The sequence below is a fragment of the Rothia nasimurium genome, from assembly GCF_928391935.1.
GTDB lineage: Bacteria > Actinomycetota > Actinomycetes > Actinomycetales > Micrococcaceae > Rothia > Rothia nasimurium_D.
The window spans coordinates 50,320-74,148 of sequence record NZ_CAKMTD010000010.1 but is presented as its reverse complement, the minus strand read 5'-3'; the positions used below and the strand labels follow the sequence as shown (position 1 = coordinate 74,148).

Here is a 23,829-nt window from a genome sequence, read left to right as displayed (position 1 = left end):
GATACTCCTAGGGGTGCGGAACCGTGCCTTGTAAGAGAAGGGCCCCTGCCCAGAAGATGAGGCAAAGAAGGGCAACCAGTGCGATGGGGAGCCAGAGCGCCCAGTGGAGTGCCGCCTTGGCCTGACCCCGATAGATAGCTACGAGTCCAAGAATCAGCCCGAGGTTGTAGAGGGCGATTCCTATGAAGCCTGCGAAAGGGATGAGGATAAAAATGAAGGCGAAATCAGGTTGGTAAAGACCTAACGATACAAACCAGGCAATGAACATGAAGACCGCTAGGCCGAACCCGCCCCAGGCCAGCCAGCAGGCGGCCCTTCCCAGTGGGGATCTGGTTGGGGTAAAGGTAGCTGTCATGGGTGCCTCCTTGGTGTCACAACTGCGTTGGCGTGATGAACTTAACTTTATCTCGGTAGCATGGGTTCTAGCTAGAGTACTTAAGTACTAGAGAATGAGCTGGCCAGCACCACAAGGGGCTGGCCGTAGTCAGAGAAAGGACGCCGGTGGGCAGCACAAAGAGCAAGGGCAAGGACGCCAAGGAGCAGCTCAAGGACCTCAAGGCTGAGGTGAAGTACCTAAAGAAGGGGCAGAAGCAGCTGCTTAAGCGGGTGGGGAAGCTGGAGAAGGCGCTCGCCAGCCGGCAGGGCGCGGCACCCACTACCGCCCCTGCGCAGATCCCAACCCGGCCCCAAGCCGCCGGAGGTAGCCGGGGCGGGGCGGGGACGTCCTACCCCCAGCCGATGAAGTCAGGCAAGTACCGGGGCGGCTACTCCCACTACCGGGTAACTGAGGTGGGGCAGCTGACGCCCACCGTCATGCGGGTGGTTGCTGAGCCGGTTGACGGAAAGCGGGTTGAGGCCCAGGGGCTGGTGGGTGAGTACATCTACCTGGTGACCGGCAAGAAGGGGGAGGTGCTGCCCGCGCCGTCCTTTGAGAAGGGCAAGGCGCGATGGAGCCAGCCAACCACCACCGCTAAGTACACCGTCAGGAACTTTGACGAGCGCACCGGGGCCCTGGAAATCAACATCATGCTGCACGAGCACGGGGCCGGAACCACCTGGGCCCGCACCGTTGCCGTGGGCGATAGCGCCCATTTTCTAGGGGCGAAGTCGGGGTATGCCGTCAGCGGCGACTACGACTTTTACCTGCTAGCCGGGGACGAAAGCGGCCTACCCGGTATGGCCCGCTGGATCGAGAGCCTGCCCGCGAGCGCCCGAGGTGTGGCCGTGATTGAGGTACCCGGGGAGGCGTCGCAGCAGGTGATTGCTGCTCCTGAGAATTTTGAGGTGGTCTGGGTAGATTCTGCCCGGCGCGGGGCGTTGGCTGAGGCTGTGATGGGCTATCCCCTGCCGGAGGGGTCGGTGTGTACCTGGTTGGCGGGTGAGTCCGGGTCTATTCATCCCGTGCGTATTTGGGCGCGGCGGGAGCTGGGTGTGCCCAAAGGGCACGGCTATGCCAAGGGGTATTGGAAGAAGAAGTAGCGCTCGCCGGGGCAGGCTCTAGCGCAGGTGGGCGGTAGCGATCTTTTCACCCAGGACGCGGACGTAGGGGCTCGGGTTGCCCATCGACTCCTCCAGGGTGGCGGCGGTATCGCCCACCACCGAGTAGACGGCCGTGAAACCGGCGGCGCGGGCCTGCTCGGGGGAAAGATCGCTGATTCCGCAGACGGCAATGACCGGGAGGTTGCGGGCGGCAGCCGCTGCCGCGACCCCGGCCGGACCCTTGCCCTGCAGGGTTTGTTCGTCGAACTTTCCCTCGCCGGTAATGACGATATCTGCCTGCTCAAGGGCCCGGTGGAAGCCGGTGAGTTCGAAGCAGATTTCAACGCCGGGGCGCATGGTGGCCCCGAGCACCGACAGGCAGGCAAAGCCCAGGCCACCGGCTGCCCCTGCACCGGGGGCGGTAGCGAAGGTTCCACGTGAAACCTTCAAGGCGTCCTCAACCGCGTCAGCTAGTTTTTGCAGGTTCTTATCAAGCTGGGGCACCTGCTCCTCGGTAGCCCCCTTCTGGGGCCCGTAGACCGCAGCGGCACCCGAGGGGCCACACAGCGGGTTGGTCACGTCGCTGGCCATGATAATCTCCACCCCGGCTAGGCGCTCATCCAGCCCGGTCAGATCTACCGAGGCCAGCTGCCCCAGCGCCCCGCCGCCGGGGGCAAGCTCGTGCCCTGCGGCGTCCTGAAGTTTCACGCCAAGCGCCTGCATGAGGCCCGCTCCCCCATCAGTACTGGCCGACCCACCCAGGCCGATCACGAGCGTCCGCGCACCCGCGCCCACCGCGTGCAGAATCAGCTCCCCGGCACCGAAAGAGGTAGCCCGCCAGGTATCCAGCTGGTCCTCGCGCAGGCGGGCAATGCCGCCCGCTTCAGCAATTTCAAGGACGGCCGTGCGCTCAGCTGGCGAGTAGGCATAGCGGGCAGCAACCGACTGACCGGCAAAAGGGCCCGTCACAGTGCAGGTGACCTCGCTGTAACCAGCGGCCAGGGCGGCATCTACGGTGCCGTCGCCGCCGTCCGCAATGGGGCAGGTGATAATCTCACACCCGGCAGCCCCCTCTAGCCCGGCAGCGAGCGCCTCAGTGAGCTGGGCACCGGTGAGCGTGCCCTTGAACTTATCGACAGCGAGTAAAACCTTCATGGGTCTATTATGCGCCTATCTCTCTAGGAGGTGACTTTCAGCCCCACAATACCTGCCACGATCATAAGCAGGAAGAGCACCTTGAGCAGGGAAACCGGCTCCGTGCCGGTAGCCATGGCGTAAAGGACGGTGACGGTCGCGCCGACGCCCACCCACACGGCATAAGCGGTGCCAGTAGGCAGCTCCCGCATGGCATAGGCTAGGCCCACCATGCTCAGCACCAGGCCCCCAATAAAGACCAGGGTGGGCGTCAAGCGGGTCAGGCCCTCAGACTTGCCCAGGGCCGTCGCCCACACCGCCTCAAAGAGGCCGGAAATAATCAAAATAAGCCAGTGCATAAACTCCCATTCTAGGGGTAGGTACCCCCAACAGGGTTAAAGCGACGAGGCCGGGTCCCCCGACCCGGCCTCGTCCATACACACACATTTACACTTCGGGTACGCATACCCTTGCAAGAAACACACACTATTGCTTTCTTGAGATTCAGCAGAGCCACTACAGTGGATCAAGCTCTTCCGAACCTTGTACCTCTAGTATGGCTGACTCTTCTTAAGCTCTGATAAGCCTTTCCTGTGTGCCAGCTGGGAATGTGGACAAAGGGGGAACCGCCGGGCCCCTACACCCGGGTAGGTGGGCCCCGGCGTCCTGCTAGAGCAGCCCACCCTTACCGTAGGACAACCTGCGGTGCAGGGCCTCAAGCGGGCCGGGCTTGCCCGCCGCTTCAAGGGCCACAGCCACCAGGACCGTCACCAGCCACCCAGCTGTGCCGACCAGCAGGAGCAGGGCGGCACCGGCGTCCGCAAAAAGCCCCAGGGCAAAACTGCCGAAGACGGCCAAGAAAATCACCGACTGCAACACATAGCCGGTCATAGACCGCTTACCCAGGGCAATCAGGGGCCGAAGCGGGGCAGGGACGGGCGCACCAGCAGCTACCCGCTCCTGCACCCCGGCAAAGACAAGCGCCAGCAGGGCAATAAAGCCCGGGCCACCCAGAACCCCCAGGGTCATCGTGAGCACCCCGAAAACACCGGTAGGCAGCAGGCCCAGGGCCTCAAGCCCGGCAGGAACACCGGTACCCAGGGCGGCGGCCAAGCCCACCCCGGCCAACCAGGCCAGGACGCGGCGGTGACGGGCCGGGTCAGCCAGCACACCCTCCCGCGCCAACACAAACCCCAGAATCATCAGAGGCAGCAGCATGAAACCCTGGAGCGGGATACCCAACAGGGTAGAGAACAGCACCAGCCCCCCGTTGAGCAGAACCGACCCATAGCTCGTCATGGGCAGCAGGCCACCGCTACCGCCGTTCAGGAGCTCCTGAACCTGCCCGGCACCAAGCACCGACTCAAGCAAGAGCACCCCGCCCAAGGCCACCAGGTTAGTCACAGCAAACAGCGACCCGGCCACCCAGAGCAGAACCCTGGTGCGCACCGCGATCAGGCAGGCCATGAACAAGCCAATCAAGCCGTAGGCCAGCATGATATCGCCCCAGAAGAGAAAGACCATGTGTAGGGCGCCAAAAATCGCCAGCATACCGTAGCGGCGGGCAATCACCCCGCGGGCCTTGGGTAGCGGGTAGCCACGCCGGTAGAGGCTAGCTGCAATGAGCCCCACCCCGAAACCCAGCAGGGTTGAGAACATGGGGAAGCCACGGGCATGCACGAAAGACGTGGTGAACATGATGGTCAGCTTGTCCCAAAAACTATCATCGACCACCCGCCCGGTCAGGGAAGCCGGGCCACCGGCAAACACCACCCAGGCTGTGGTCACATTAGCCACCGCAATACCCCACAGCATGAGCCCGCGGGCCAAATCAGGCACAATCAGACGCGGGGCCCTCGGCACAGGCGACGGCGCAGGCGACGGCGCGGGGGACGGCACAGGCGACGGCGCGGAGGACGGCGACGCGGGCAGGGGAATCGGACGATGAGGCTGACGCTCCATAGCTACCTTTCACAAGCGGACACTCTACCTCCACCCTAATAAAAACAAGACCCGGGTCCCTCCCCCAGGCGAATGAAAAAGCTTAAAAAGACTGATGGCGAGACCCCCATACTGGTCTCGCCATCACTAGAACAACCGGGTTCAGCATTACCCGGTGCAGGAAGCACACACACAATCGCTTCTTGTAGCCTTTCGAGCTGTTACCTCTATATAACCGCACTAGGCTTGAATTGGGTTTTAAGTTACCTGGGAGCAAGCTGGGTATTTTTGCGGACGACGGCAGGGCCAACCACCAGCGCCCCCGGGCAGGCACCCAACATCCCGGCTCCCCCTAGGAGAAATAGCCAATCAAGAAAAACCACAGCACCGGATTAGCCAACACCGAGACAGCTATCACAACGAGAAACCACACGCTATGCCGGGAAAACCGAACCAAGCCCACCAGGGCCAGAATAAAAGCCAGCGTCGCAGCAATCACCGAAAGCCCCATAAACCCCAAGAAGGTCGCCAGCACGGCAGAAGGGGAGCCAACATTCACCACAAACGCCAACACCAGGGCCAGCACAGCCACTGCCTCAGTCACCGCAGCTGCAACTAGCATCTGGGTGCTCTGCGGCAGTTTCTTCCTAGAACCAGTCTCATCTAAAGCCATACCCTCTAGCATGCCAAAAACTACCGGCAAACCCTAACCCACCGCCGTCCGCACACGCACAGACGCCCCGCTCCCCCACCAAGGGGGAACGGGGCGTCCTCATGCTGCTAGAAGCCTAGCGAATAACCCTAAACGGAATTACTCAGCTACAACGTCCAGCTCAACGTTGGCTACAACGTCTTCGTGCAGGCGCACGGAAACGGTGTAAACGCCGGTGCGCTTGATAGCGGAACCGAGGTTGATCGCACGCTTGTCAACGGAGCCAGCGCCTGAAGCCTCAATGGCGTCAGCAACATGCTCAGCCTTGACAGTGCCGAAGAGGCGGCCGTCAGCGCCAGCCTTGTGAGCAACAACAACGGGCTTAGCTGCCAGAGCAGCTGCGGTTGCCTTTGCTTCTTCAAGGTTAGCCTTGGCACGAGCAGCGCGGGCTGCACGGATGGACTCAACCTGCTTTTCGCCGCCTACAGTCCAGGTGACTGCGAAGCCGCGGGGCAGCAGGTAGTTACGGGCGTAGCCGTCCTTGACGGTTACAACGTCGCCAGCGGCACCGAGGCCGGTGACTTCCTGAGTCAGAATGATCTTAGCCATGTTCTTCTACTCTCCTTCTCTCTTTAGCGGCCAGCGCCTGAGTAGGGCAGCAGTGCAACTTCGCGGGCGTTCTTGATTGCCTGAGCGATCTTGCGCTGTTCCTGAACGGTTACGCCGGTGACGCGACGGGCACGGATCTTGCCGCGGTCGGAGATGAACTTACGCAGAAGTGCGACGTCCTTGTAGTCGATAACGGTAACGTCAGCAGCCTTCAGGGGGTTCTGCTTGGGTTTGGGCTTACGGAGTTCAGCCTTAGCCATCGTGGTGCTCCTTTTTCTGGTGGGAGCCCGCGGGTTATGCCGCGGGATGGGTGATTATTTGTCTTGGTTCAAAGAAGGACGTTTGCCCTTCCCTTCGTGCGGTATCAGGGCAGGTGCCCTGTAACCGGCTTAGAAGGGGGGTTCGTCGTCAGCGCTTGAGCCCCAGTCGTAGTTGCCGCCGGACTGCTGGCCCCAGGGGTCAGCTGCCGGAGCGGCAGGAGCAGGGGCTGCCTGGGGGGCGGGTGCTGCAGGGGCCTGCTGGGCAGGTGCCGCAGCGTAGCCACCCTGCTGGGCGGGGGCTGCGTTGTAGCCGCCCTGCTGCTGGCCGTAGCCTGCACCGCCGTAGCCAGCCTGGCCACCGGCGTTGTAGCCGTTGCCAGCGGGAGCGCTGTAACCGCCGCCGAACTGGTCGCCACCGAAGTTGCCACCGGAACGCTGGTTGCGGTTGACGTTAGCGGACGCAAAACGGAGGGAGGGACCGATTTCCTCGATCTCTAGCTCCATGCTGGTGCGACGCTCGCCTTCTTTGGTTTCGTACGAGCGAGACTTCAGACGGCCCTGCGCGATGACGCGCATGCCCTTCTTGAGGGTCTCGGCGACGTTCTCTGCAGCTTCACGCCAGACGCTGGCGCGTAGGAAGAGGGTTTCGCCTTCCTTCCATTCGCCGGACGCGCGGTCGAAGTTGCGGGGAGTTGAAGCGATCGTAAAGTTCGCTACTGCTGCACCGTTGGGGGTGAAGCGGAGCTCAGGATCGCCGGTCAGGTTACCGATAACGGTAATGACGGTATCGCCAGCCATGTGAAGCCTCCAGTCGTAGAAAGTGTAAGTATTTGAAGTGTTGCACGGGGGTCTGACATTTTTAGGGGTCAGGCTCCCAGCTCAAACATTTACTTGGAGGAGATCTGCTGATCTTCCGGGCGGATGATCTTGGTGCGCATGACGGATTCGTTCAGGTTCAGAACGCGGTCCAGTTCAGCTGCAGTCTCGGGGGTTGAGGTGAAGTTGACGACGGCGTAGATGCCTTCGGACTTCTTCTGGATTTCGTAAGCGAGCTTACGGCGACCCCAGATGTCCACGTTGTCAACGGTGCCGTTGTCCTTGGTGACAACTTCGAGGAACTTGGTGAGGGTGGGCTCTACAGCCTTGTCCTCTACCTCGGGGTTGAGGATAACCATCAGTTCGTATGCACGCATGATTAAACCCCTCCTTTGGGCTAAGCGGCTATGGGATTTCCATAGCAGGAGATTACGTACTGTCTGCGGGGCCTCGGGTGTTGGCCGGGCTACCAGCACAGACTCCACCAACTTTACCGCAGGACGCCCGGTTTGGGCAGGGTTTGCCGGGAATATTCGGTGTTGTTCACAGCACGCTCGGGGCTGGGTGTAGGTTCCCTAGTAGCGGGGGCGACTCATCAGGGAGTTGAGGAAGCCGACGCGCACCGGAATGGTGAAGAGGTCCCAGAGCATGACGATGACCAGGGGGATGTAGAAGATCCAGCCGATGAAGGGCACGGCGGCGGTGATACCGCCTGCGATGAGGTTGCCGAGGATGTAGAAGACACCCATGAACGGCTGGCGCAGGTAGAACTTGTGGGCCCCGAGCCACCAGAGGAAGATGAAGAGCAGGTAGGCAACCAGGGTTGATTTGGCCTGCACGATGTAGACCGGCTGGCCCTGGGCGAAGCTGCTGGCTCGGCCGGGATTGTTGATGTAGGTGGGCTGGTAGTGCTGGGGTTGATCAGACATGGTTTCCTGCCTAGCGGTTGGTCTCGTTATCAGCTACTTGTTCGAGGGTGATGGGGGTGGCGTCTTCAGTTGCTTCAGCCTGACGCATTTGCGCCTCGGTTTCTTCTTGTCCACCCAAACCGACACGGATATCTGCTGAGGTTCCATCTGAGACTATCTCAGCGTTGATGAAAAAATCGATGGTTTCTCGTTGGGCTTGACCGTCAGCGGTGTAGGTGACGGTAAAGGTTGCTGGCCGGTATCGGCTGGCGTGCCAGGTGTCTGGTTTTTTGGGGTCTTGTTCGAGGACGAAGGCGGGGCGGCTGGTGAGGTCCCAGCGGACGTTGCGGATGGTTTCGGTGGAATCTGCTCCGTGGAGCTGGGCGGTGGGGCAGCCGGGGGATTCGAGCCTGCGGGACCGTTCACAGCGTTCTAGCCAAGCCGTGACGAGGTCGTTCGCTTCCCTCCACATGCGGGGGGAGGGGCGGACGTCCAGGGTGAGGTGCTGGTCGGTCAGGTCGGCAGTTTCGCCGGGGAAGGGAATCGTAATGGAGGGGCTGGGGGATCCCAGGGTGTAGTAGGAGTGAGCGGGCAGGGAGAAGGTGTAGGTGCCCGGCGGGGTGGGAATTGACCAGTTGTACCCGTTGTGGTCGGTGGTGCGGCGGGTAACGGGCAGGGTGAGGGGCTGGTCATTGACCCGGAGGGACGCGAGGGCCACCGGGGCGGTCAGGGTGAGGGCTGCATGGGTGGGGGTGGAGATCACCCACAGATCATTGAAGGGGCCGGTGCGGGGTTCGAGGGTGAGAGGCAGGGTGAAGGTGTGCTTGTTCCCATCAACCATTGCTTCGACACCAACCTGGGCCGAACCCAACCCGTCGATGCGGGTTCCAGTGATGGTGTAGCTTTCAAGGCGGCCTTCTGCGGCACTATAGATGGCGTTGGTCAGGTAGGTGCTTCCAAAGCCGTAGGCGGGCCGGTTAATACTGGAGGTGTAGTCTCCGCGCACCTGGGCAGCCAGGTAACGGTCAACAGTCTCTTCAGGAGTGTGCGGCAGGGAGTAATAATTACCGACGGCAGCAACGACCAGGGCAAGGAAGGTGACTAGCAGGGCGGTTAGGGAAAGCCGGATACGGACGATCCTGGCGTCATGACTGGTGAGAATCCCAGCTGCCTTGCCCGTGAAGTCCCCCATCTTCCCCGTGAGGTCACCAACAAGCTCACCAAGCTCGCCGACCTGCTCAGAAAATTTTGTGACCTTGTGAATGGAAGTGCTCAACCCTTCCTTGGCATGGTCATTGGGCGCATGAGAGCGGGAGCGGCGGGGAGCCTCTTCACCGGTTTCTGTGTTCCTGACCATACTCTTCATTCTACGGTTAAAAGTAGAAACCGGTGGAGCACCGGCCCTCCTTGCTATCGAGGACCCCACCCCACCGATCTCAGCAGTCACGGCAGGCGGGGGTGATGACCAACCCCCGCCCCCTGACTGGACGTACGGAACCTAGCCGCGGGCGTCCGTCAGGGTAAAGCGCAGGTAACCCAACAGGGCAGGCACAGCTGCCCACAGGGCAAACCAGGCGCCACCTTCCAGGTAGCCTAGGTCGGCATCTTCACTCAGGTTATAGGTCAAAATAACCCGGCCCAGACCTGACGGCAGGTAGTTGAAGGCGTCCGCCACCCACTCAAACTGACCCATAAAAATACTGGCAATAATGGGCAGAATCAGAAGCAGGAAAACCACCAGCACAATACCGCCGGCGTTATTGCGGAAGAGGGCACCGAAGCCAAAGCCCATCCAGGACATAAACATGAAGTAGATACCTGCGGCGACCCAGTTCATCAGCAGGCCAGAGTTCATCTCCAGCGCCTCACGGATAGACTCATCCAGTACCGGGTAGCCAACCCAGAAAGCAATCGCAGCCAGAGCAAAGCCGATGACGAAAGCGTAGAGGGAAATGACCAGGATTTTTGCCAGGTAGAGGGTGCTGCGACGAGGCACAACGGTCATAGAGGTATGAATAGACCGTGTGGCATATTCAGACCCGATGAAGACCGCAGCAATTGAAGCAATCAGCATATTTGCCATGTCAATACCTGAAACACCTAGGGCATATGCCATATTGGTAATACTTTCAATACCAGCATTAGTGGACGCCATACCCTGCTCAGCCTGGGCCATGAGCTCCGGGCTGTCCATCATAGAGTTCAGCACCAGGGAATAGAGGGGGGCCATACCCACCATCACCACTGCCAACACCAGGGTCATCACCCAGTTAGTGGTCAGGGTACGGAACTTCAGGGCCTCAGACCGCATAACCCCCAAGAAGGAGAGCTTGCGCCCAGCGAACTGGGAGGCTGACGCAGGAGCAGAAAGGGTAGCAGTCATGATTAGTTCTCCTTAGCGTCGGTTGAAGTCTGGGTCCAGGGGGCTGCAGGGCCACTTGCAGGGCTTGCGAGCGCCGGGGCGGCGCCGTCCTGGCCGGTGGAGGGGGTGAACTCGGCTGAGTGGTATTCGACCTCGTCGCGGGTCATGTTCATGTAGACCTGTTCAAGGGTGGACTTTTGGGGGGTCAGCTCGTGGAGCAGGACGTCAGTGCGGGCAGCCAGCTGGGCCAGGGCGCGGGCGTCAGCCTGCTCAACCATGAGGCCGTCGGTGTCGACGGGGGTGAAGCTGTGGCCTGCCCCGGTGAGGGTCGCTGCGAAGGCGTCGCGGGCGTCGGTGCGGACCAGGACCTTGTTGGAGTCGCCGATGGCGAGGAACTCTTCCATGGAGCAGTTAGCCAGGACCCGGCCGCGTCCGATGACGATGAGGTCGTCGGCAGTTTGGGCCATTTCGCTCATGAGGTGGGAGGAGATGAGGACGGCGCGGCCCTCTGAGGCCAGGTGGCGGGCGAGGTTGCGGACCCAGATGACGCCTTCGGGGTCGAGGCCGTTGACGGGTTCGTCCAGGATGATGTTTTGGGGGTCGCCGAGCAGGGCGGCGGCGATACCCATGCGCTGGCCCATGCCGAGGGAGAAGCCCTTGACTTTTTTCTTGGAGACGGCAGCCAGGCCGGTCATCTCGATGACTTCGTCGACGCGCTTCTTGGGAATGCCGTGGGTCAGCGCCAGCGAGCGCAGGTGGGCCGCCCCGGAGCGTCCGGGGTGCATGGCCTTGGCGTCGAGCAGGGCACCGACGGAGGTCAGGGGGCTTTTGAGGGAACGGTAGGGTTGGCCGTCGACGAGGGCCTTGCCTGAGGTGGGGTTTTCGAGTCCCACGAGCATTCGCATGGTGGTGGACTTGCCTGCCCCGTTGGGGCCGAGGAAGCCGGTGACTTTGCCGTTGGGCACGGTGAAGCTGATGTTGTTGACGGCGGTTTTCGCGCCGTATTTCTTGGTGAGGTTTTTGACCTCGAGCATGGGTCTCCCCTTGGTATGTGTGACTGTTCCACTTTTAACACTAGGGGGTCAGGCTAAAGAAAACATCAGTCTACGGGATGAGTTCTTCATACACCTTAGGAATGGAGCAGATATATGGACTACCGCAGGATCTCTACCAGTTCGTCTATCAGGGCTCGTGTTTCAGACCAGTAGCCCTCACTGAGCCGCTGGCTCACGGCAGACTGACTTATCCCAAGTTTTTCAGCTATCTGCTTCTGAGACAACCCCTGACGAGCCATTTCTCCTGCCTGCTGGCGGGTTTCTTGCCGGTCTATTTCAAGACGGGCGAGCAGGCTCAGGGCTCTATCAACCAGTTGAGCTACCGCTACAGACCCAGCGAAACAGCAGCGTCCTCTTGTTTTTTTAGCCCGCTCAACCGCTCTGCGGGCGTACTCAAAGGCAGGCCCGGCCCCTGCCCGAGTTTCTGCAGGTAGCGGGAGGTTTACGGGGCCCTCCCCTATGCCCACGTACCAGTGACCGGTACGCACCAGGGCAAGAGCGGTTACAAGCGCAGCAGCTGGATCATCGAACACCGCCTGGGCTTCGTCACCTGCGGTGCGCTGGAATGGACGGACTGGGGCACCACCGCTCTCTAGCCCATCGACAAGGGCAAAGAGGTCGGGAATTCGATCCTTATCACCAGATGAACCCACCTGGTCAACAGTCAGAACAAACATAAGATAAGTGTATAGCCTTATATATTCATATATAAGGCTATACACTTATACCTAAGTTTCTGGCCTTACTTTTTGCTCCACTCCAGCAGGCGGGCGGTGGCTTCTTCCTTGCCCAGGGCACCTTCGTCCAGGCGTAGGTTGAGTAGGAACTTGTAGGCCTGCCCCACCTGGGGGCCGGGTTTGATGCCCAGAATCGCCATGATTTCTTCGCCGTCCAGGTCAGGACGGATCGCGTCCAGCTCCTCCTGCTCGGCCAGTTCGATGATGCGGCGTTCAAGGTCGTCGTAGGCGGACGCGATGCGGTTGGCCTTGCGCTTGTTGCGGGTGGTGACATCCGCCCGGGTCAGCCGGTGCAGGCGCTCTAGGAGGTCCCCGGCGTCGCGCACATAGCGGCGCACCGCAGAGTCCGTCCAGCCAGCGTCCCCGTAGCCGTAGAAGCGCATATGCAACTCGACCAGGCGGGCCACAGCCTTGATGGTGTCGTTGTCAAAGCGTAGCTCGCGCATACGCTTCTTGGTGAGCTTGGCACCCACCACGTCATGATGCAGGAAGCTCACAGCCCCATTGCTCTCAAACTTGCGGGTGGCGGGCTTGCCGATATCGTGCATGAGGGCAGCAAAGCGCAGGACGAAGTCGGGGCCGGGCACAGCGCCATCCGCGTCAGTTTCAAGGGCGGCAGCCTGCTCCATGACGGTCAGGGAGTGTTGGTAGACGTCCTTGTGGCGGTGGTGCTCATCAACCTCCAGCTTCAGGGCCGGGATTTCAGGCAGTACAAAGGACGCCAGCCCCGACTCCACGAGCAGATCAACGCCGCGGCGGGGGGCAACACCGCAGATGAGCTTGACCAGCTCATCGCGTACCCGCTCAGCCGAAATAATCTGAATACGGTCGGCCATATCGACCATGGCCTCAAAGACCTCGGGGGCCAGATCAATATCCAGGCGGGAGGCGAAGCGGGCAGCCCGCATCATGCGCAGCGGGTCATCAGAGAAGGACGCCTGCGGGGTGCCGGGGGTGCGGATAATACCCTTCTGCAGGTCCTCCTGGCCCCCAAAGGGGTCAACCAGTTCAAGGGAGGGCAGGCGCAGAGCCATCGAGTTGATGGTGAAGTCGCGGCGGAAGAGATCTTCCTTCAAATCAGTACCAAAAGCCACCACCGGCTTACGAGACTCAGGATCATACTTCTCAGCCCGGTAAGTCGTAATCTCCACCATCTCGTTCCCCTTCCGGATCCCGATGGTGCCATACTCCTTACCGATCTCCCAGGTAGCATCCGCCCAGCCGTCCACAACAGCCAAGGTCTCATCAGGGGTCGCATTCGTCGTGAAATCCAAATCAACCGAGGACTCCCCCAAGAAAAGATCACGAACAGGACCACCCACCAGGGCCAGCTCAAAACCAGCCCGAGCAAACAACTCACCCGCCTCTAAAGCGACGGGATGAATGAGAGAAGTATCAAAAACATGCGCCATAACCCTTCAATCGTGCCAGCAAACCACACAAGTTACCACTTACACCCCCGCATTTAAACACACACCCTGCTCTATCGGTTAAGGTAGAGACATGACTTTTCCTATTCCCCGGGCACCCAAGAGGCGGGCTTTCACGCCCGTTGCTGCCATGCCCACGGTAGAGGAGGTCTCAGCAGGTGGCGTCATCGTCAACTTCGATGACCGCAACCTCCCCGTTGCCATCATCGCCCGCGTCAACCGCGGCGGCAGACTCGAATGGTGCCTCCCCAAAGGCCACCCCGAAGGCGACGAAACCAAAGCCCAGGCAGCAGCCCGCGAAATCGAAGAAGAAACCGGAATCGCCGGCGACGTCATCACCTCCCTGGGATCCATCGACTACTGGTTCAACGTGTCAGGCCACCGCGTCCACAAGACCGTCCACCACTTTCTCTTCTCGGCCACCGGCGGTGAACTCACCACAGAGAACGACCCCGACCACGAAGCCGTCGACGTCGCCTGGGTCAATATCGACGACCTGGGCCGCAAACTTTCCTTCCCCAATGAGCGGCGCATTGCTGAAATCGCCCGTGAATACATCATTCACCAGCTCACCTAACTAAGTAGATAAGGATTCCCGTGGCACGTTCCGGTGCTCTCTCCAGCGCGATCATGGCCGCAGGTACCCTGGTCTCTAGGGTTCTAGGCTTCGTCAAAACCTTCCTCATCACCGTCGCCTTAGGTGCCACCACCACCGTGGGCGACATTTTTGAAACCGCCAACACCCTACCCAACCTGATTTATGTCCTGGTAGCTGGCGGCATTTTTAACGCTGTGCTGGTGCCGCAAATTATCAAGGCCGCCAAGCACGACGACGGCGGCTCCGACTACGTCTCCCGGCTGGTGACGCTGGCAGTCAGCGGTATCGCGGCAGTAACCGCCGTGGTCTTGCTCTTCTCCTGGCCCATCATTACCGTCATGGGCAGCAAATGGACACCCGAGCAGCAGCATTTCGGCTGGATCTTCGCCCTCTGGTGCCTCCCCCAAATCTTCTTCTACGGCCTCTACACCGTCCTGGGCCAGGTCCTCAACGCCCGCGGGGCCTTCGGCTGGTACATGTGGGCACCCGTCCTCAACAACGTCGTCGCCATCGCCGCCCTTATCCTCTTCATCTTCGCCTTCGGCCCCCAGGACGTCACCAGCAACCCGCCCTTCCACAACCTCGACAGCTGGACGTCCACCCAAACCCTCGTTCTGGCAGGCTCCGCAACCCTGGGCGTCGCCCTGCAGGCCCTCATTCTCTTCATCCCCCTGCGAAAAGTAGGGCTCACCCTCCGCCCGAAATTCGGCTGGCGCGGCATCGGACTCAGCACCGCAGCCCACCTCGCAGGCTGGACGCTGGCCACCGGCGTCATCTCCAACCTCGCCTTCATGTACCTCACCAAGGTAGCCGCCGACGTCGTCGGAGCCCGCGAAGAATTCCTCGCTGCAGGAATCCAAATCCCCGGCGTGCAGGCTCTCAACTACTCCTCCATGCTCTACTCCCTCCCCCACGGAGTTATCGGCCTCTCCATCGCCACCGTCCTCTTCAACCGAATGTCCGCCGCCTCCCAGGATGACGACCACACCACGGTAGCCGCAGCCCTCTCCTCCGGCCTACGCACCGCCTCCATCGCCACCATCTTCTGCGCCGTAGCCCTCATCATCTTCGCAGGCCCCATCGGCATGGTCTTCGGCGGCGGCTCCCCCCAGGCAGGCGCCGTCATCGGCCAAACCATCACCGTCATCGCCCTCGGCGGCCCCTTCCTCACCATCGCCTTCATGATGACCCGCGTCTTCTACTCCCAAGAAGACGCCAAAACCCCCTTCTACATCCAACTCATCTCAGCCATCGTCATCATCGCCCTCGGCTTCACCGCCTCCCGCCTCGCCCCCCAACACATCATCTACGGCCTAGCCCTCACCTACGCCCTCCAAAACGTCCTGGCCGTCTACCTCAGCCACCGCGTCCTCACCCGCCGCCTCGGCGACTACGGCGTCGCAGACATCATCTCAACCCACGCCCGCGTCTCCTTCGCCTCCCTCGGAGCCGGACTCGCAGGCGTCGCAGCCCTCTACCTCCTCGGCGGATACACCTTCGACGGCTTCGCCTGGGCCTCACGCACAAGCGCCTTCATCACCGTCCTCGTCGGCGGCCTCGTCATGGGCCTCGCCTACTACGCCATGCTCCTACTCTTCAGAGTCCGAGAACTCGACACCCTCATGTCCCCAATTCTGGGCAAACTCGGCGCCCGGCGCCGCACCACCGCAAGCTAACAGGTAATATCAGATACCAGACGCAATCACCCACCTTACTTTCCGCATGGGAGGCTACCCCTTTGACACAGCAGATCCCTCTGAGCACCATGCTCGGCGACCGCTACAAGGTCACCGCACACGTCCTCACCACCGCTAGCGGCGACCAGGTCCTCGACGGCCTCGACCAAGTACTCTCCCGCAAAGTATCCATCGTCGTGGCAGACCCCGCCCACAACCGTCTGCTGGTTGCCAACGCCCGCAAATCCCCGGCCCTCTCCCGCTCCAACGTGCAGGTACTCGACCTCGGCAACACCGGCGACAGCACCTACCTCATCACCTCCCACGCCCGCCCCGACGTCCTCCTCGACGCCCTGCTGACCGACTCAGACTCCGGCTCCTCCGAAAAATTCGGCGAAGAGATCTTCGGTGACACCGGGCCCATGAGCGCCCCCAACACCTACGTCCGGGCAAAGGACACAAGCCCCGCAGCCGCCGCAGGCACTGCGGCAGTCGCCGGCACCACCGCCCCCATCAGCGCAACCCGCACCATCGAAACCGTCCCCCAGGACGAATTCGAAGAATACGACGCCGAACAAGACGGCTACTACGAAGGCGAAGAATCACCCGAACGCAACGGCGGCAAATGGGCCATCGGCATCGCAGCCATCCTCCTGCTCGTCATTGCAGCAGGCGTAGCCTTCACTGGCCTTGGCGCCATGGTCGACTCTGACGCCTCCCAGGAGGCCTTCGGCCGCACCACCGCCGCCCCCACCCAAAAAGCCCAGGCCACCAAAACCCCCACACCGTCCCCCACCCCCACCGAAGAAAAAAAGCTCCCAGCCCCCAAACTGGACGGCAACTTCACCCGCACCGTCCCCTCCAGCCCCAACCTCATGGCTGAAAGCGACGCCCTCCTCGGCACCATCACCGACGGCAACCCCGAAACCCACTGGATCTCCCTGGCCTTCGGCTCAGCTAACTTCGGTGGCCTCACCGACTCCTTCTACCTGGCCGCCAAGCTCGATCAAGCAACCACCGTCAATTCCCTGACTATCAACCAGATCTCAGGAACCGGCGGCGCCTTCAAGGTGTTCGCTTCATCCTCCGCTTCTATCGACGGCGCCAAAGAAATCGGATCCGGCACCTTCGCCAACCCCGGTGAAACCACCGTTGAACTCAACAAGGACGTCCAGGACGGCAACACCGAGTACATCATCGTCCAGTTCACCAGCGCCCCCCAGCTCACCCAGCCCATCGTCGGGAACTTCCCCTTCGGCCTGCGCCTAGCTGAAATCAGCGTCAAATAAGTTTTAGCCCTACCGGCGGGTGGGTGGGAATAAGACCCACCCACCCGCCGTTATATTGCACAAGATCACGTCTCACCCACTCAAAGGAGCACCATGACCGACTCAGCACTCGGCGGCCTCTTCGGCGGCGCAGCAGCCGGCCTCAACCTGGCAGGCGCCACCCCTGACACCGCACCTGCTGCAGCAACCGAAACCGCCGACCAGACCGTCCACAACGTCATTATTGTGGGCTCAGGCCCGGCAGGGTACACCGCCGCCATCTACACGGCCCGCGCCAACCTCAAGCCCATCCTATTCGCGTCCTCCATCTCCCCCGGCGGCGACCTCATGACCACCACCGAAGTTGAGAACTTCCCCGGCTTCATTGAAGGCATCCAGGGCCCTGAGCTCATGACCAACATCGGAGCCCAGGCAGAACGCTTCGGCGCTGACATTCGCTACGAGGACGTCGCTGAAGTTGAACTGGACGGCGACATCAAGAAGGTCATTCTGACCGACGGGTCAGTTCACCTGGCCAAGACCGTGATTTTCTCAACCGGCTCCGAGTACCGCAAGCTGGGCGTGGACGGCGAAGCCCGCCTCTCAGGCCACGGCGTCTCCTGGTGCGCAACCTGTGACGGCTTCTTCTTCAAGGAAAAGGCCCTGGCTGTGATCGGCGGCGGCGACTCAGCCCTGGAAGAAGCCCTGTTCTTGACCTCCTTTGCCTCCAAGGTCTACCTGGTTCACCGCCGCGACTCCTTCCGCGCCTCAGAAATCATGGCCCAGCGGGCCCTGGCCCACGAGAAGATTGAGGTCATCTGGGATTCCGTCGTTAAGACCATTGACGGCGACGACAAGGTCTCAGGCCTGACCCTGACCAACGTCAAAACCGGCGAAGAGTCTGTGCTGGACGTTGAAGGCGTCTTCGTTGCTATCGGCTCAGACCCCCGCACCGCCCTAGTCGAGGGCAAGCTGGAGCTCACCGAAGCCGGCACCATCGCCGTCGACGGCCGCTCCTCCCGCACCTCCGTCCCCGGCGTATTTGCCGCCGGCGACGTCATCGACCCCACCTACCGCCAGGCTATTACCGCCGCCGGGTCAGGCTGCGTCGCCGCTATCGACGCCCAGCACTACCTGGAATCCCTCTAAATTTTTCACCCCCGAGAAAAGGAAAATCATTATGGCAGCTCAGGTTACTGACGCTACTTTCGCTGACGAAGTTCTCAAGTCAGACAAGCCCGTTATCGTTGATTTCTGGGCAGAATGGTGCGGCCCCTGCCGCATGGTTGGCCCCATCATCGACCAGCTGGGCGAAGAGTACGGCGACAAGGTCAAGGTTCTCAAGCTGGACGTTGAGAACAACCCCGCCACCGCCATGAAGTACGGCATTACCTCCATCCCTGCGATTTACGTCTTCAAGGACGGCGAGGTTGCCAAGCAGACCGTCGGCGCCAAGCCCAAGGCTGCCCTGGAACAGGAATTCGCAGAGTTCCTCAAGTAGGCCCCGAGCCCCTATGAGGGCCTAGCCCCACGGGAAGCGGGTTCTTATCTAGAAACCGACCATAAAGCCCCTCAGAGCAATCTGAGGGGCTTGTGTGCATTCCGCTCCTCTAGGGCTTATGCCAGGCCGTAAGGCTAGGGGCAGGAGGACAGGTGACGTTTCACGTGAAACAGGAGAAGGTGACCACTAATAATGTTGCGCACACGCAACAGGTGGTGCATGCGTGCAACAGTTTTCTCAATTTAACACCACGCACCACCCTACCTACACCCACCCATAGATAAAGCTAGAATATAGAATTTTATTCAGAGAGAACCTGGCAAATGCAAAATAATAAATACATTTCAAAACCTTGATGGGTTATATAGAATTAGCTAGACTCAATTAGCATTCCTGTATTTTCCTTAAAATACCATGTTTATTTATTTTAAATTCTTGCCATCCACCCAAATTAGCTATCCTGCAAGGTACCCAACTCAAAGAATTTTCTATTCCTATACCCAAAAGGTGACACCCCATATCCAGACTCTCAAACCCCAAACATTCACCTAAACACCAAGATATCTCAGCCACAAGACACTATGAGAAACCTTGGCCACCAGTCCGAGAAAGGTTCGAAAAAACGCTCAAGGGGTTGATTTTGCATACTAATCACCATTTTTACACCCCTTCGAGCTACCCCCTTAAATGTGCATTATTAGAGGCAATTTATACTGCTAATCACTGATTTCCAATTTATTTCTTAGAACAAAATTATTTTTCCTTTCTTCAATGATTTTTTATACATCAATTTTTCTTATTGCCAATTATTCTCACATCTCACCCTCCACCCTTGAGTCGTTTCCCCACGCCACTTTTTCCACCCACTTCCCCTCCCCTTATAAAGACAAGAAGAATATACTTAACATCTTTTTGTAAGATAAAAATAAACTCCCCGAGGGGAGTATTCATTTAATTTCTTTGCTTTATTCTAGTATTTAGCACTTGCCTTTCTGGAATTCTCTAAACCCTGAACAGAAGGCAGAAACGCAGAGGAACAGAAGCCCACGCCCCTAGCAAACTAGGGGCATGTTTCACGTGAAACAGGGGAGCCAGGGGGCCTATAAGTGATGGGGAAGCCCCCAGGGCTTACCTATGGGAGGGGATCTTCTTGATTCGGTTCATGCACCAGGGAGGTCGATCTTGAGCTATCTACCGGCTTTTCATAGGACGCAGACCGCCCAGGAGCAACAACAGAACCAAAAGGTTGCAGAGACTCCCCCAAACCGTCAGCAGATTGCCCTATCGAGGCCCGTCCGCCAACCTTATCCCCCTTCCTAGAGCTCACCAGAACCCTTTTCTTCACAACAAGAGCCCAAAGACCCCAGGGAATCAGCAGGAGGAAGACACCAAAGCTCCATCCAAAAATCTCAATAAACACCGGATCCATGGCCTGCAGGGACATCACTATAACCTCCTCTTGTACTGGTTTACCCCAGTCTAACGGCAGGGCCCACAAGCGCCCCGCAAGAGCAAAATCCCCCAGGGCAGCTCACACCTGCTAAGAGCCACAAAGCTCACCCCACCTGGCATCCTATACGGTATTTTTATACATATTTTGCGTCCCGCCCCTAAAAATCGCCCCCACAGAAGCCCCTCTCCGGGCCAAACAAGCCCCTCCTGAAGTATTTACCCACTCCCGTCCTATTCGGCCCGCAGAAAGCCGCCTGGGGCTTTTTCCACCTTCCACCCCCATCAAAAACCAAGCCCTCATCCGGGAACCCAACCAGCTTTAGGGGACAAAAGGGGGACATATAGGGGGACAAACCCCCACAGGCCCACCAGGACCCCCAGGGGACCACAGAAAGGATAGGTAAAGCTGAAAAACAGGGGGACAACACACCCCCAGGAAGTAAAAATGGGGGACAAGGCGGGGCCGAAAGGGGGCAAATAACCTAGTCAGCAACTTTTAGGGGACAAATATCCCAACCATTTGCCTCACTGTCCCCCACCAGGGGAGTCAAAACCACCCCAAACCCTGTCCCCACATCCACCCAGGTAACTCTTTTATCTGTTCATTGTTGCGTATTTTGTCCAAATAATGCACTTTAGGGGACAAGATTCAAAAAATCTTCAAAAAATTTTTCCACCAGATAACAATGGCTTGACATGGTAAAACATTTTAACTTTCGCGTGAAAGTATCAATTTTGTCCCCCATTTGACTTGTCTTGTCCCCCAAACGTCCGTAAAGTTATCTACCGAAGCACGACGGGGCAAACCCCAAAGCCCCGAGGCTCCCACCCAGGAGCCAGCACCAAGAACTCCCCAAGTTCTTGAGACCCCTCCCCAAGGGGTCACCCCGGAAGCCTCCCCAAGGCAACCACCCAACACCCCAAAAGGTTCCACCCAGAACCTCCCACCCAAACAACTGAAAGCGAAACCCAAACCATGATCTCCGTATCACGTCGCAACTTCCTCTCCCTGACCGCCGCAACCGCAGTAGCAGTCGCACTGACCACCCAGTCAGCCCAAGCAGCCACCGTCGCAACCCCCCTCAACGGTGCCAACCTCAAGTCAGGAACCATGCGTGTAGTCCCCCTGGCAGACGTCAACTACACCTCCCCCTTCGCCCAGGCCTTCACCAACGCAGCAACCTTCACCGCTGCAGGCCTCAAGGCATCAGACGCTCTAGTGGAAGCCACCTTCACCACCTCCCGTCCTGCAACCGGCGCCATCTACACCCGTGTCCACGCCCGCCGCACCACCGACGGCCGCAACAACTACGCAGCTCTCATCGAGCTCAACAATGCCGGACGCCTGCGCCTCATCATCGAGCGCACCATGGCAGGACGCACCACCGTCCTGGCCCAGAAGATTCTGGCCGCCAAGGCACCCGCCGGCACCTTCTCCTTCGACCTGGCCCTCTCCGTCCGCGCAACCCGCCTCGTTGCCCAGGCCATCGTCAATGGTGTAGCAGAAAACCTGATTTTCGACGATAACAACGTCCCATTCACCTCCACCCCCGCAGGCGTCGGCACCGCTGCCTCCGTCTACGCAGGCAAGACCGCTCCCGCAACCCACGCCATTGAGCTGACCGCCGCTAAGGCTGACAACTGGGGCGAGCACCGCGGCTCCCTGACCGCCGCTGGCTGGGGCAAGATGATCTTCGAAGACGACTTCAACAACGGTGCCATCGACGGCACCAAGTGGAACGTCCGCGATAAGAAGTACCTGAACTACGACTCCGGCGTCAACCTCAAGGAAGCCGTCACCATGGGCGATTCCTCAGCCAAGATCTGGCTCAAGAAGCTGGCTACCCCCGTCACCTACAAGGACGGCAAGCTGCGCGAATGGGGCACCGGCTACATCGACACCATGGGCAAGTTCTCCTCCGAGTACTTCCGCCTGGAATACCGCGCCAAGCAGCCTGCTTCCACCGTTGAGCACATCGGTGCCTGGGGCGGCATCTGGATGCGCCCCGACAAGACCTCCCTCCTGGGCGAGATCGACATCTCCGAGTCCTACGGCTACACCTCCGGCAAGCAGAAGGTTGACATCTCCAACCGCTCAGAAGGCACCGTCCACTACGGCCAGCAGCAGGGCAACACCGCTAAGAAGTCAGCGATGATCCCCGTCCTCGGCCAGAACCTGGCAGACGAATACCACACCTGGGCTATCGAGAAGACCCCTGCTGGTATCAAGTTCTTCTTCGACGGTGTTGAGTACCTCTTCGTCTCCTCTGAAGACCCCCGCTACCAGGCAGCCCTGCCCAAGGGCGAGAAGTTCAACATCCGCCTCTGCATGCAGGCAGGCAACGCCTACTGGGGCGGCCTGGCCTCCACCACCGCTGACTGCGCCGTTGAGGTTGACTACGTCCGCGTCTGGGAATACACCGGCAAGTAAGCCGCATAGATTTCAAATCCCCTGGGAAGGATTTGTTACAGGCAGATTCGGGGCCTAAGCCCCCTGCTTGAAGAGCTCACCGAGCTCATCTGGGAATGAGAGCCTACCGCTGTTTGGGTGCGGTAGGCTCTCGCTTTATGTAGGCACTGCAGCGCCTAATGTTTCACGTGAAACAAGGACGACGCCCACCGACTTTCGCACCCCAGGCAGGGTATGGGGACGTCCGCACAGCAGGGGTAGACTCCCCAACCACGACCAAGAAAAAGCGGCCCCCACCGATCAAGGTGGGGGCCGCGTCGTCCTGGTCGAGGGAAGCGGTGAGGCTACTTCTTAAGGCTGGGGTTGACGAGATCAATAATCCGGTTGAGGTCTTCAACCGAGGCAAATTCTATGGTCACCTTGCCCTTGCGGGCACCCAGGTTAATCTTGACGTTGGTATCGAGGTAGTCACCCAGGGCATCAGCGAGGTAATCTAACCGTTCAGTGTGGCTCTGGACCTTAGGGGCCGTGCGGGTCTTGGCAGGGCCAGCGTCAGGAGTCTGCGCCACCAGCTCTTCTACCGCACGCACCGAGAGGCCTTCATTGACGATCTTCTGGGCCAGGGTCTCAATATCAGCTGCCTTCTTCAAACCCAGCAGGGCACGGGCATGGCCAGCAGACAGGGTACCTGCAGCAACACGCCGCTGCACCAGGGCAGGCAGCTTAAGCAAACGGATAGTATTGGAAATCTGAGGACGGGAACGGCCAATCCGCTGGGCTAGCTGCTCCTGGGTGGTACCGAATTCCTCAAGAAGCTGCTGATAGGCGGCAGCTTCTTCGATGGGGTTGAGCTGGGAGCGGTGCAGGTTTTCCAGGAGGGCATCGCGCAGCAGATCTTCGTCCTGGGTGTCACGGATAATGGCGGGAATGGTGGTGAGTCCGGCCCGCTGGGTTGCTCGCCAACGACGCTCACCCATAATCAGTTCGTATTTCTGCTCCCCGTCTTCACGGCTGGGGCGCACCACGATCGGCTGCAGAATGCCGATTTCCTTGATGGAATGGACGAGCTCCTGCATGTCGTGCTCGTCAAAGTCAGTTCGGGGCTGCTTGCGGTTGGGGTGAATGTCGGTGACGTTGAGGGTGGCGAAATCTGCACCGGGAACGGGCACCAGGCCATCACCAGCTGCGGCGGTCTCGTCGCCAAAGAAGAAATCAACTGGACGGCGGGAGGCGGTGGTAGAGCGCAGGGCGGCACCCATATCTGCCCGCTTCTTCTTTGATGTTTCACGTGAAACCGGCTTCTTGACGCCCCTCTTTACTGCGGGAGCCTCAACGCCCAGGTCCAGCTCGTCCTGAGGCTGAGCCAGGGTGCTTTCCGGAATAAGGGCCCCCAAGCCGCGTCCGAGTCCTCGCTTTTTTTCTGCCATGGCTTCCTCCATCGTCGTGTAGTCCTCCCCCAGTTTAGTAGAGAAAACCTTGAAACCCGAACAAAAATTCCGTCCCCGGCGCTGTGCTGGGAACGGAATTTTTCTGGGCCCTTT

Annotated in this window: 25 protein-coding genes; 7 read left to right on the top strand and 18 right to left on the bottom strand. The window is 59.7% G+C overall.

Going from position 1 to position 23,829, the window contains the following annotated elements:
- Positions 1 to 7: 7 nt before the first annotated feature.
- Positions 8 to 355: a hypothetical protein gene (locus L7A15_RS09590; protein WP_237209004.1), complete on the bottom strand. Its 348-nt coding sequence runs from the start codon at positions 353 to 355 to the stop codon at positions 8 to 10.
- Between the two features lie 146 nt (positions 356 to 501).
- Here L7A15_RS09590 and L7A15_RS09585 point away from each other — a divergent pair, with 146 nt between their 5' ends.
- Positions 502 to 1,479: a siderophore-interacting protein gene (locus L7A15_RS09585; RefSeq protein ID WP_237201070.1), complete on the top strand. Its 978-nt coding sequence runs from the start codon at positions 502 to 504 to the stop codon at positions 1,477 to 1,479.
- Between the two features lie 18 nt (positions 1,480 to 1,497).
- Here L7A15_RS09585 and L7A15_RS09580 read toward each other — a convergent pair whose 3' ends face one another.
- The 14 genes from L7A15_RS09580 to L7A15_RS09515 all read right to left on the bottom strand — a co-directional run bounded on the left by L7A15_RS09580 (position 1,498) and on the right by L7A15_RS09515 (position 13,365).
- Positions 1,498 to 2,634 carry a glycerate kinase gene (locus L7A15_RS09580; protein ID WP_237209003.1) on the bottom strand — a complete coding sequence of 379 codons (1,137 nt, stop codon included), beginning with the start codon at positions 2,632 to 2,634 and terminating at the stop codon, positions 1,498 to 1,500.
- A gap of 23 nt (positions 2,635 to 2,657) precedes the next feature.
- Positions 2,658 to 2,972: a DMT family transporter gene (locus L7A15_RS09575; protein ID WP_237187008.1), complete on the bottom strand. Its 315-nt coding sequence runs from the start codon at positions 2,970 to 2,972 to the stop codon at positions 2,658 to 2,660.
- A 310-nt stretch (positions 2,973 to 3,282) separates the two neighbouring features.
- Positions 3,283 to 4,575, bottom strand: a complete 1,293-nt coding sequence (locus tag L7A15_RS09570; protein WP_237212467.1) for a DUF418 domain-containing protein — start codon at positions 4,573 to 4,575, stop codon at positions 3,283 to 3,285.
- A 331-nt stretch (positions 4,576 to 4,906) separates the two neighbouring features.
- The gene (locus tag L7A15_RS09565; RefSeq protein WP_237209000.1) at positions 4,907 to 5,227 is read right to left on the bottom strand and encodes a hypothetical protein; all 321 of its coding nucleotides are present in this window, start codon (positions 5,225 to 5,227) and stop codon (positions 4,907 to 4,909) included.
- Between the two features lie 138 nt (positions 5,228 to 5,365).
- Positions 5,366 to 5,815: a 50S ribosomal protein L9 gene (gene rplI, locus L7A15_RS09560; protein ID WP_237187011.1), complete on the bottom strand. Its 450-nt coding sequence runs from the start codon at positions 5,813 to 5,815 to the stop codon at positions 5,366 to 5,368.
- Between the two features lie 23 nt (positions 5,816 to 5,838).
- A complete protein-coding gene (gene rpsR / locus L7A15_RS09555) occupies positions 5,839 to 6,075 on the bottom strand; it encodes a 30S ribosomal protein S18 (RefSeq protein WP_237189179.1) in 237 nt (78 codons plus the stop codon).
- A gap of 129 nt (positions 6,076 to 6,204) precedes the next feature.
- Positions 6,205 to 6,873 (bottom strand): single-stranded DNA-binding protein, encoded by a 669-nt coding sequence (locus tag L7A15_RS09550; protein ID WP_237208999.1) that lies wholly within the window; start codon positions 6,871 to 6,873, stop codon positions 6,205 to 6,207.
- A gap of 89 nt (positions 6,874 to 6,962) precedes the next feature.
- Complete coding sequence (rpsF, locus tag L7A15_RS09545; protein ID WP_237189181.1) at positions 6,963 to 7,268, bottom strand: 30S ribosomal protein S6; 306 nt, start codon at positions 7,266 to 7,268, stop codon at positions 6,963 to 6,965.
- Between the two features lie 198 nt (positions 7,269 to 7,466).
- Positions 7,467 to 7,820, bottom strand: coding sequence for a TM2 domain-containing protein (locus L7A15_RS09540; protein WP_237208998.1), 354 nt, complete (start codon positions 7,818 to 7,820; stop codon positions 7,467 to 7,469).
- 10 nt (positions 7,821 to 7,830) lie between these two features.
- Positions 7,831 to 9,156 (bottom strand): hypothetical protein, encoded by a 1,326-nt coding sequence (locus tag L7A15_RS09535; protein WP_237208997.1) that lies wholly within the window; start codon positions 9,154 to 9,156, stop codon positions 7,831 to 7,833.
- 141 nt (positions 9,157 to 9,297) lie between these two features.
- Complete coding sequence (locus L7A15_RS09530; protein WP_237189184.1) at positions 9,298 to 10,182, bottom strand: ABC transporter permease; 885 nt, start codon at positions 10,180 to 10,182, stop codon at positions 9,298 to 9,300.
- A gap of 2 nt (positions 10,183 to 10,184) precedes the next feature.
- Positions 10,185 to 11,195 carry an ABC transporter ATP-binding protein gene (locus tag L7A15_RS09525; protein ID WP_237208996.1) on the bottom strand — a complete coding sequence of 337 codons (1,011 nt, stop codon included), beginning with the start codon at positions 11,193 to 11,195 and terminating at the stop codon, positions 10,185 to 10,187.
- Positions 11,196 to 11,314: 119 nt separating this feature from the next.
- A complete protein-coding gene (locus L7A15_RS09520) occupies positions 11,315 to 11,893 on the bottom strand; it encodes a helix-turn-helix domain-containing protein (RefSeq protein WP_237201080.1) in 579 nt (192 codons plus the stop codon).
- Between the two features lie 65 nt (positions 11,894 to 11,958).
- On the bottom strand, positions 11,959 to 13,365 hold the full coding sequence (locus L7A15_RS09515; RefSeq protein ID WP_237208995.1) for a CCA tRNA nucleotidyltransferase: 1,407 nt from the start codon (positions 13,363 to 13,365) through the stop codon (positions 11,959 to 11,961).
- 91 nt (positions 13,366 to 13,456) lie between these two features.
- On the opposite strand from L7A15_RS09515, the gene L7A15_RS09510 reads away from it, so the two are divergent.
- The 5 genes from L7A15_RS09510 to trxA all read left to right on the top strand — a co-directional run bounded on the left by L7A15_RS09510 (position 13,457) and on the right by trxA (position 18,426).
- Positions 13,457 to 13,960, top strand: coding sequence for an NUDIX hydrolase (locus L7A15_RS09510; RefSeq protein ID WP_237208994.1), 504 nt, complete (start codon positions 13,457 to 13,459; stop codon positions 13,958 to 13,960).
- Positions 13,961 to 13,980: 20 nt separating this feature from the next.
- Complete coding sequence (murJ, locus tag L7A15_RS09505; RefSeq protein WP_237212466.1) at positions 13,981 to 15,657, top strand: murein biosynthesis integral membrane protein MurJ; 1,677 nt, start codon at positions 13,981 to 13,983, stop codon at positions 15,655 to 15,657.
- 62 nt (positions 15,658 to 15,719) lie between these two features.
- Entirely contained in the window at positions 15,720 to 16,946 is a 1,227-nt protein-coding gene (locus L7A15_RS09500) for a serine/threonine protein kinase (RefSeq protein WP_237208992.1), read from the top strand.
- Positions 16,947 to 17,039: 93 nt separating this feature from the next.
- Positions 17,040 to 18,074, top strand: coding sequence for a thioredoxin-disulfide reductase (gene trxB, locus L7A15_RS09495; protein WP_237208991.1), 1,035 nt, complete (start codon positions 17,040 to 17,042; stop codon positions 18,072 to 18,074).
- Between the two features lie 31 nt (positions 18,075 to 18,105).
- The gene (gene trxA / locus L7A15_RS09490; protein ID WP_237189728.1) at positions 18,106 to 18,426 is read left to right on the top strand and encodes a thioredoxin; all 321 of its coding nucleotides are present in this window, start codon (positions 18,106 to 18,108) and stop codon (positions 18,424 to 18,426) included.
- An 819-nt stretch (positions 18,427 to 19,245) separates the two neighbouring features.
- Here the strand turns inward: trxA and L7A15_RS10710 are convergent.
- Both L7A15_RS10710 and L7A15_RS09485 read right to left on the bottom strand, forming a co-directional pair.
- Positions 19,246 to 19,377 (bottom strand): hypothetical protein, encoded by a 132-nt coding sequence (locus tag L7A15_RS10710; protein WP_272878636.1) that lies wholly within the window; start codon positions 19,375 to 19,377, stop codon positions 19,246 to 19,248.
- 181 nt (positions 19,378 to 19,558) lie between these two features.
- Positions 19,559 to 19,870 (bottom strand): hypothetical protein, encoded by a 312-nt coding sequence (locus L7A15_RS09485; protein WP_237212465.1) that lies wholly within the window; start codon positions 19,868 to 19,870, stop codon positions 19,559 to 19,561.
- 984 nt (positions 19,871 to 20,854) lie between these two features.
- Here L7A15_RS09485 and L7A15_RS09480 point away from each other — a divergent pair.
- On the top strand, positions 20,855 to 22,309 hold the full coding sequence (locus tag L7A15_RS09480) for a glycoside hydrolase family 16 protein (protein ID WP_237208989.1): 1,455 nt from the start codon (positions 20,855 to 20,857) through the stop codon (positions 22,307 to 22,309).
- Positions 22,310 to 22,632: 323 nt separating this feature from the next.
- On the opposite strand, the gene L7A15_RS09475 is transcribed toward L7A15_RS09480, so the two are convergent.
- Positions 22,633 to 23,715, bottom strand: a complete 1,083-nt coding sequence (locus L7A15_RS09475; protein ID WP_237189731.1) for a ParB/RepB/Spo0J family partition protein — start codon at positions 23,713 to 23,715, stop codon at positions 22,633 to 22,635.
- Positions 23,716 to 23,829 lie beyond the last annotated feature (114 nt).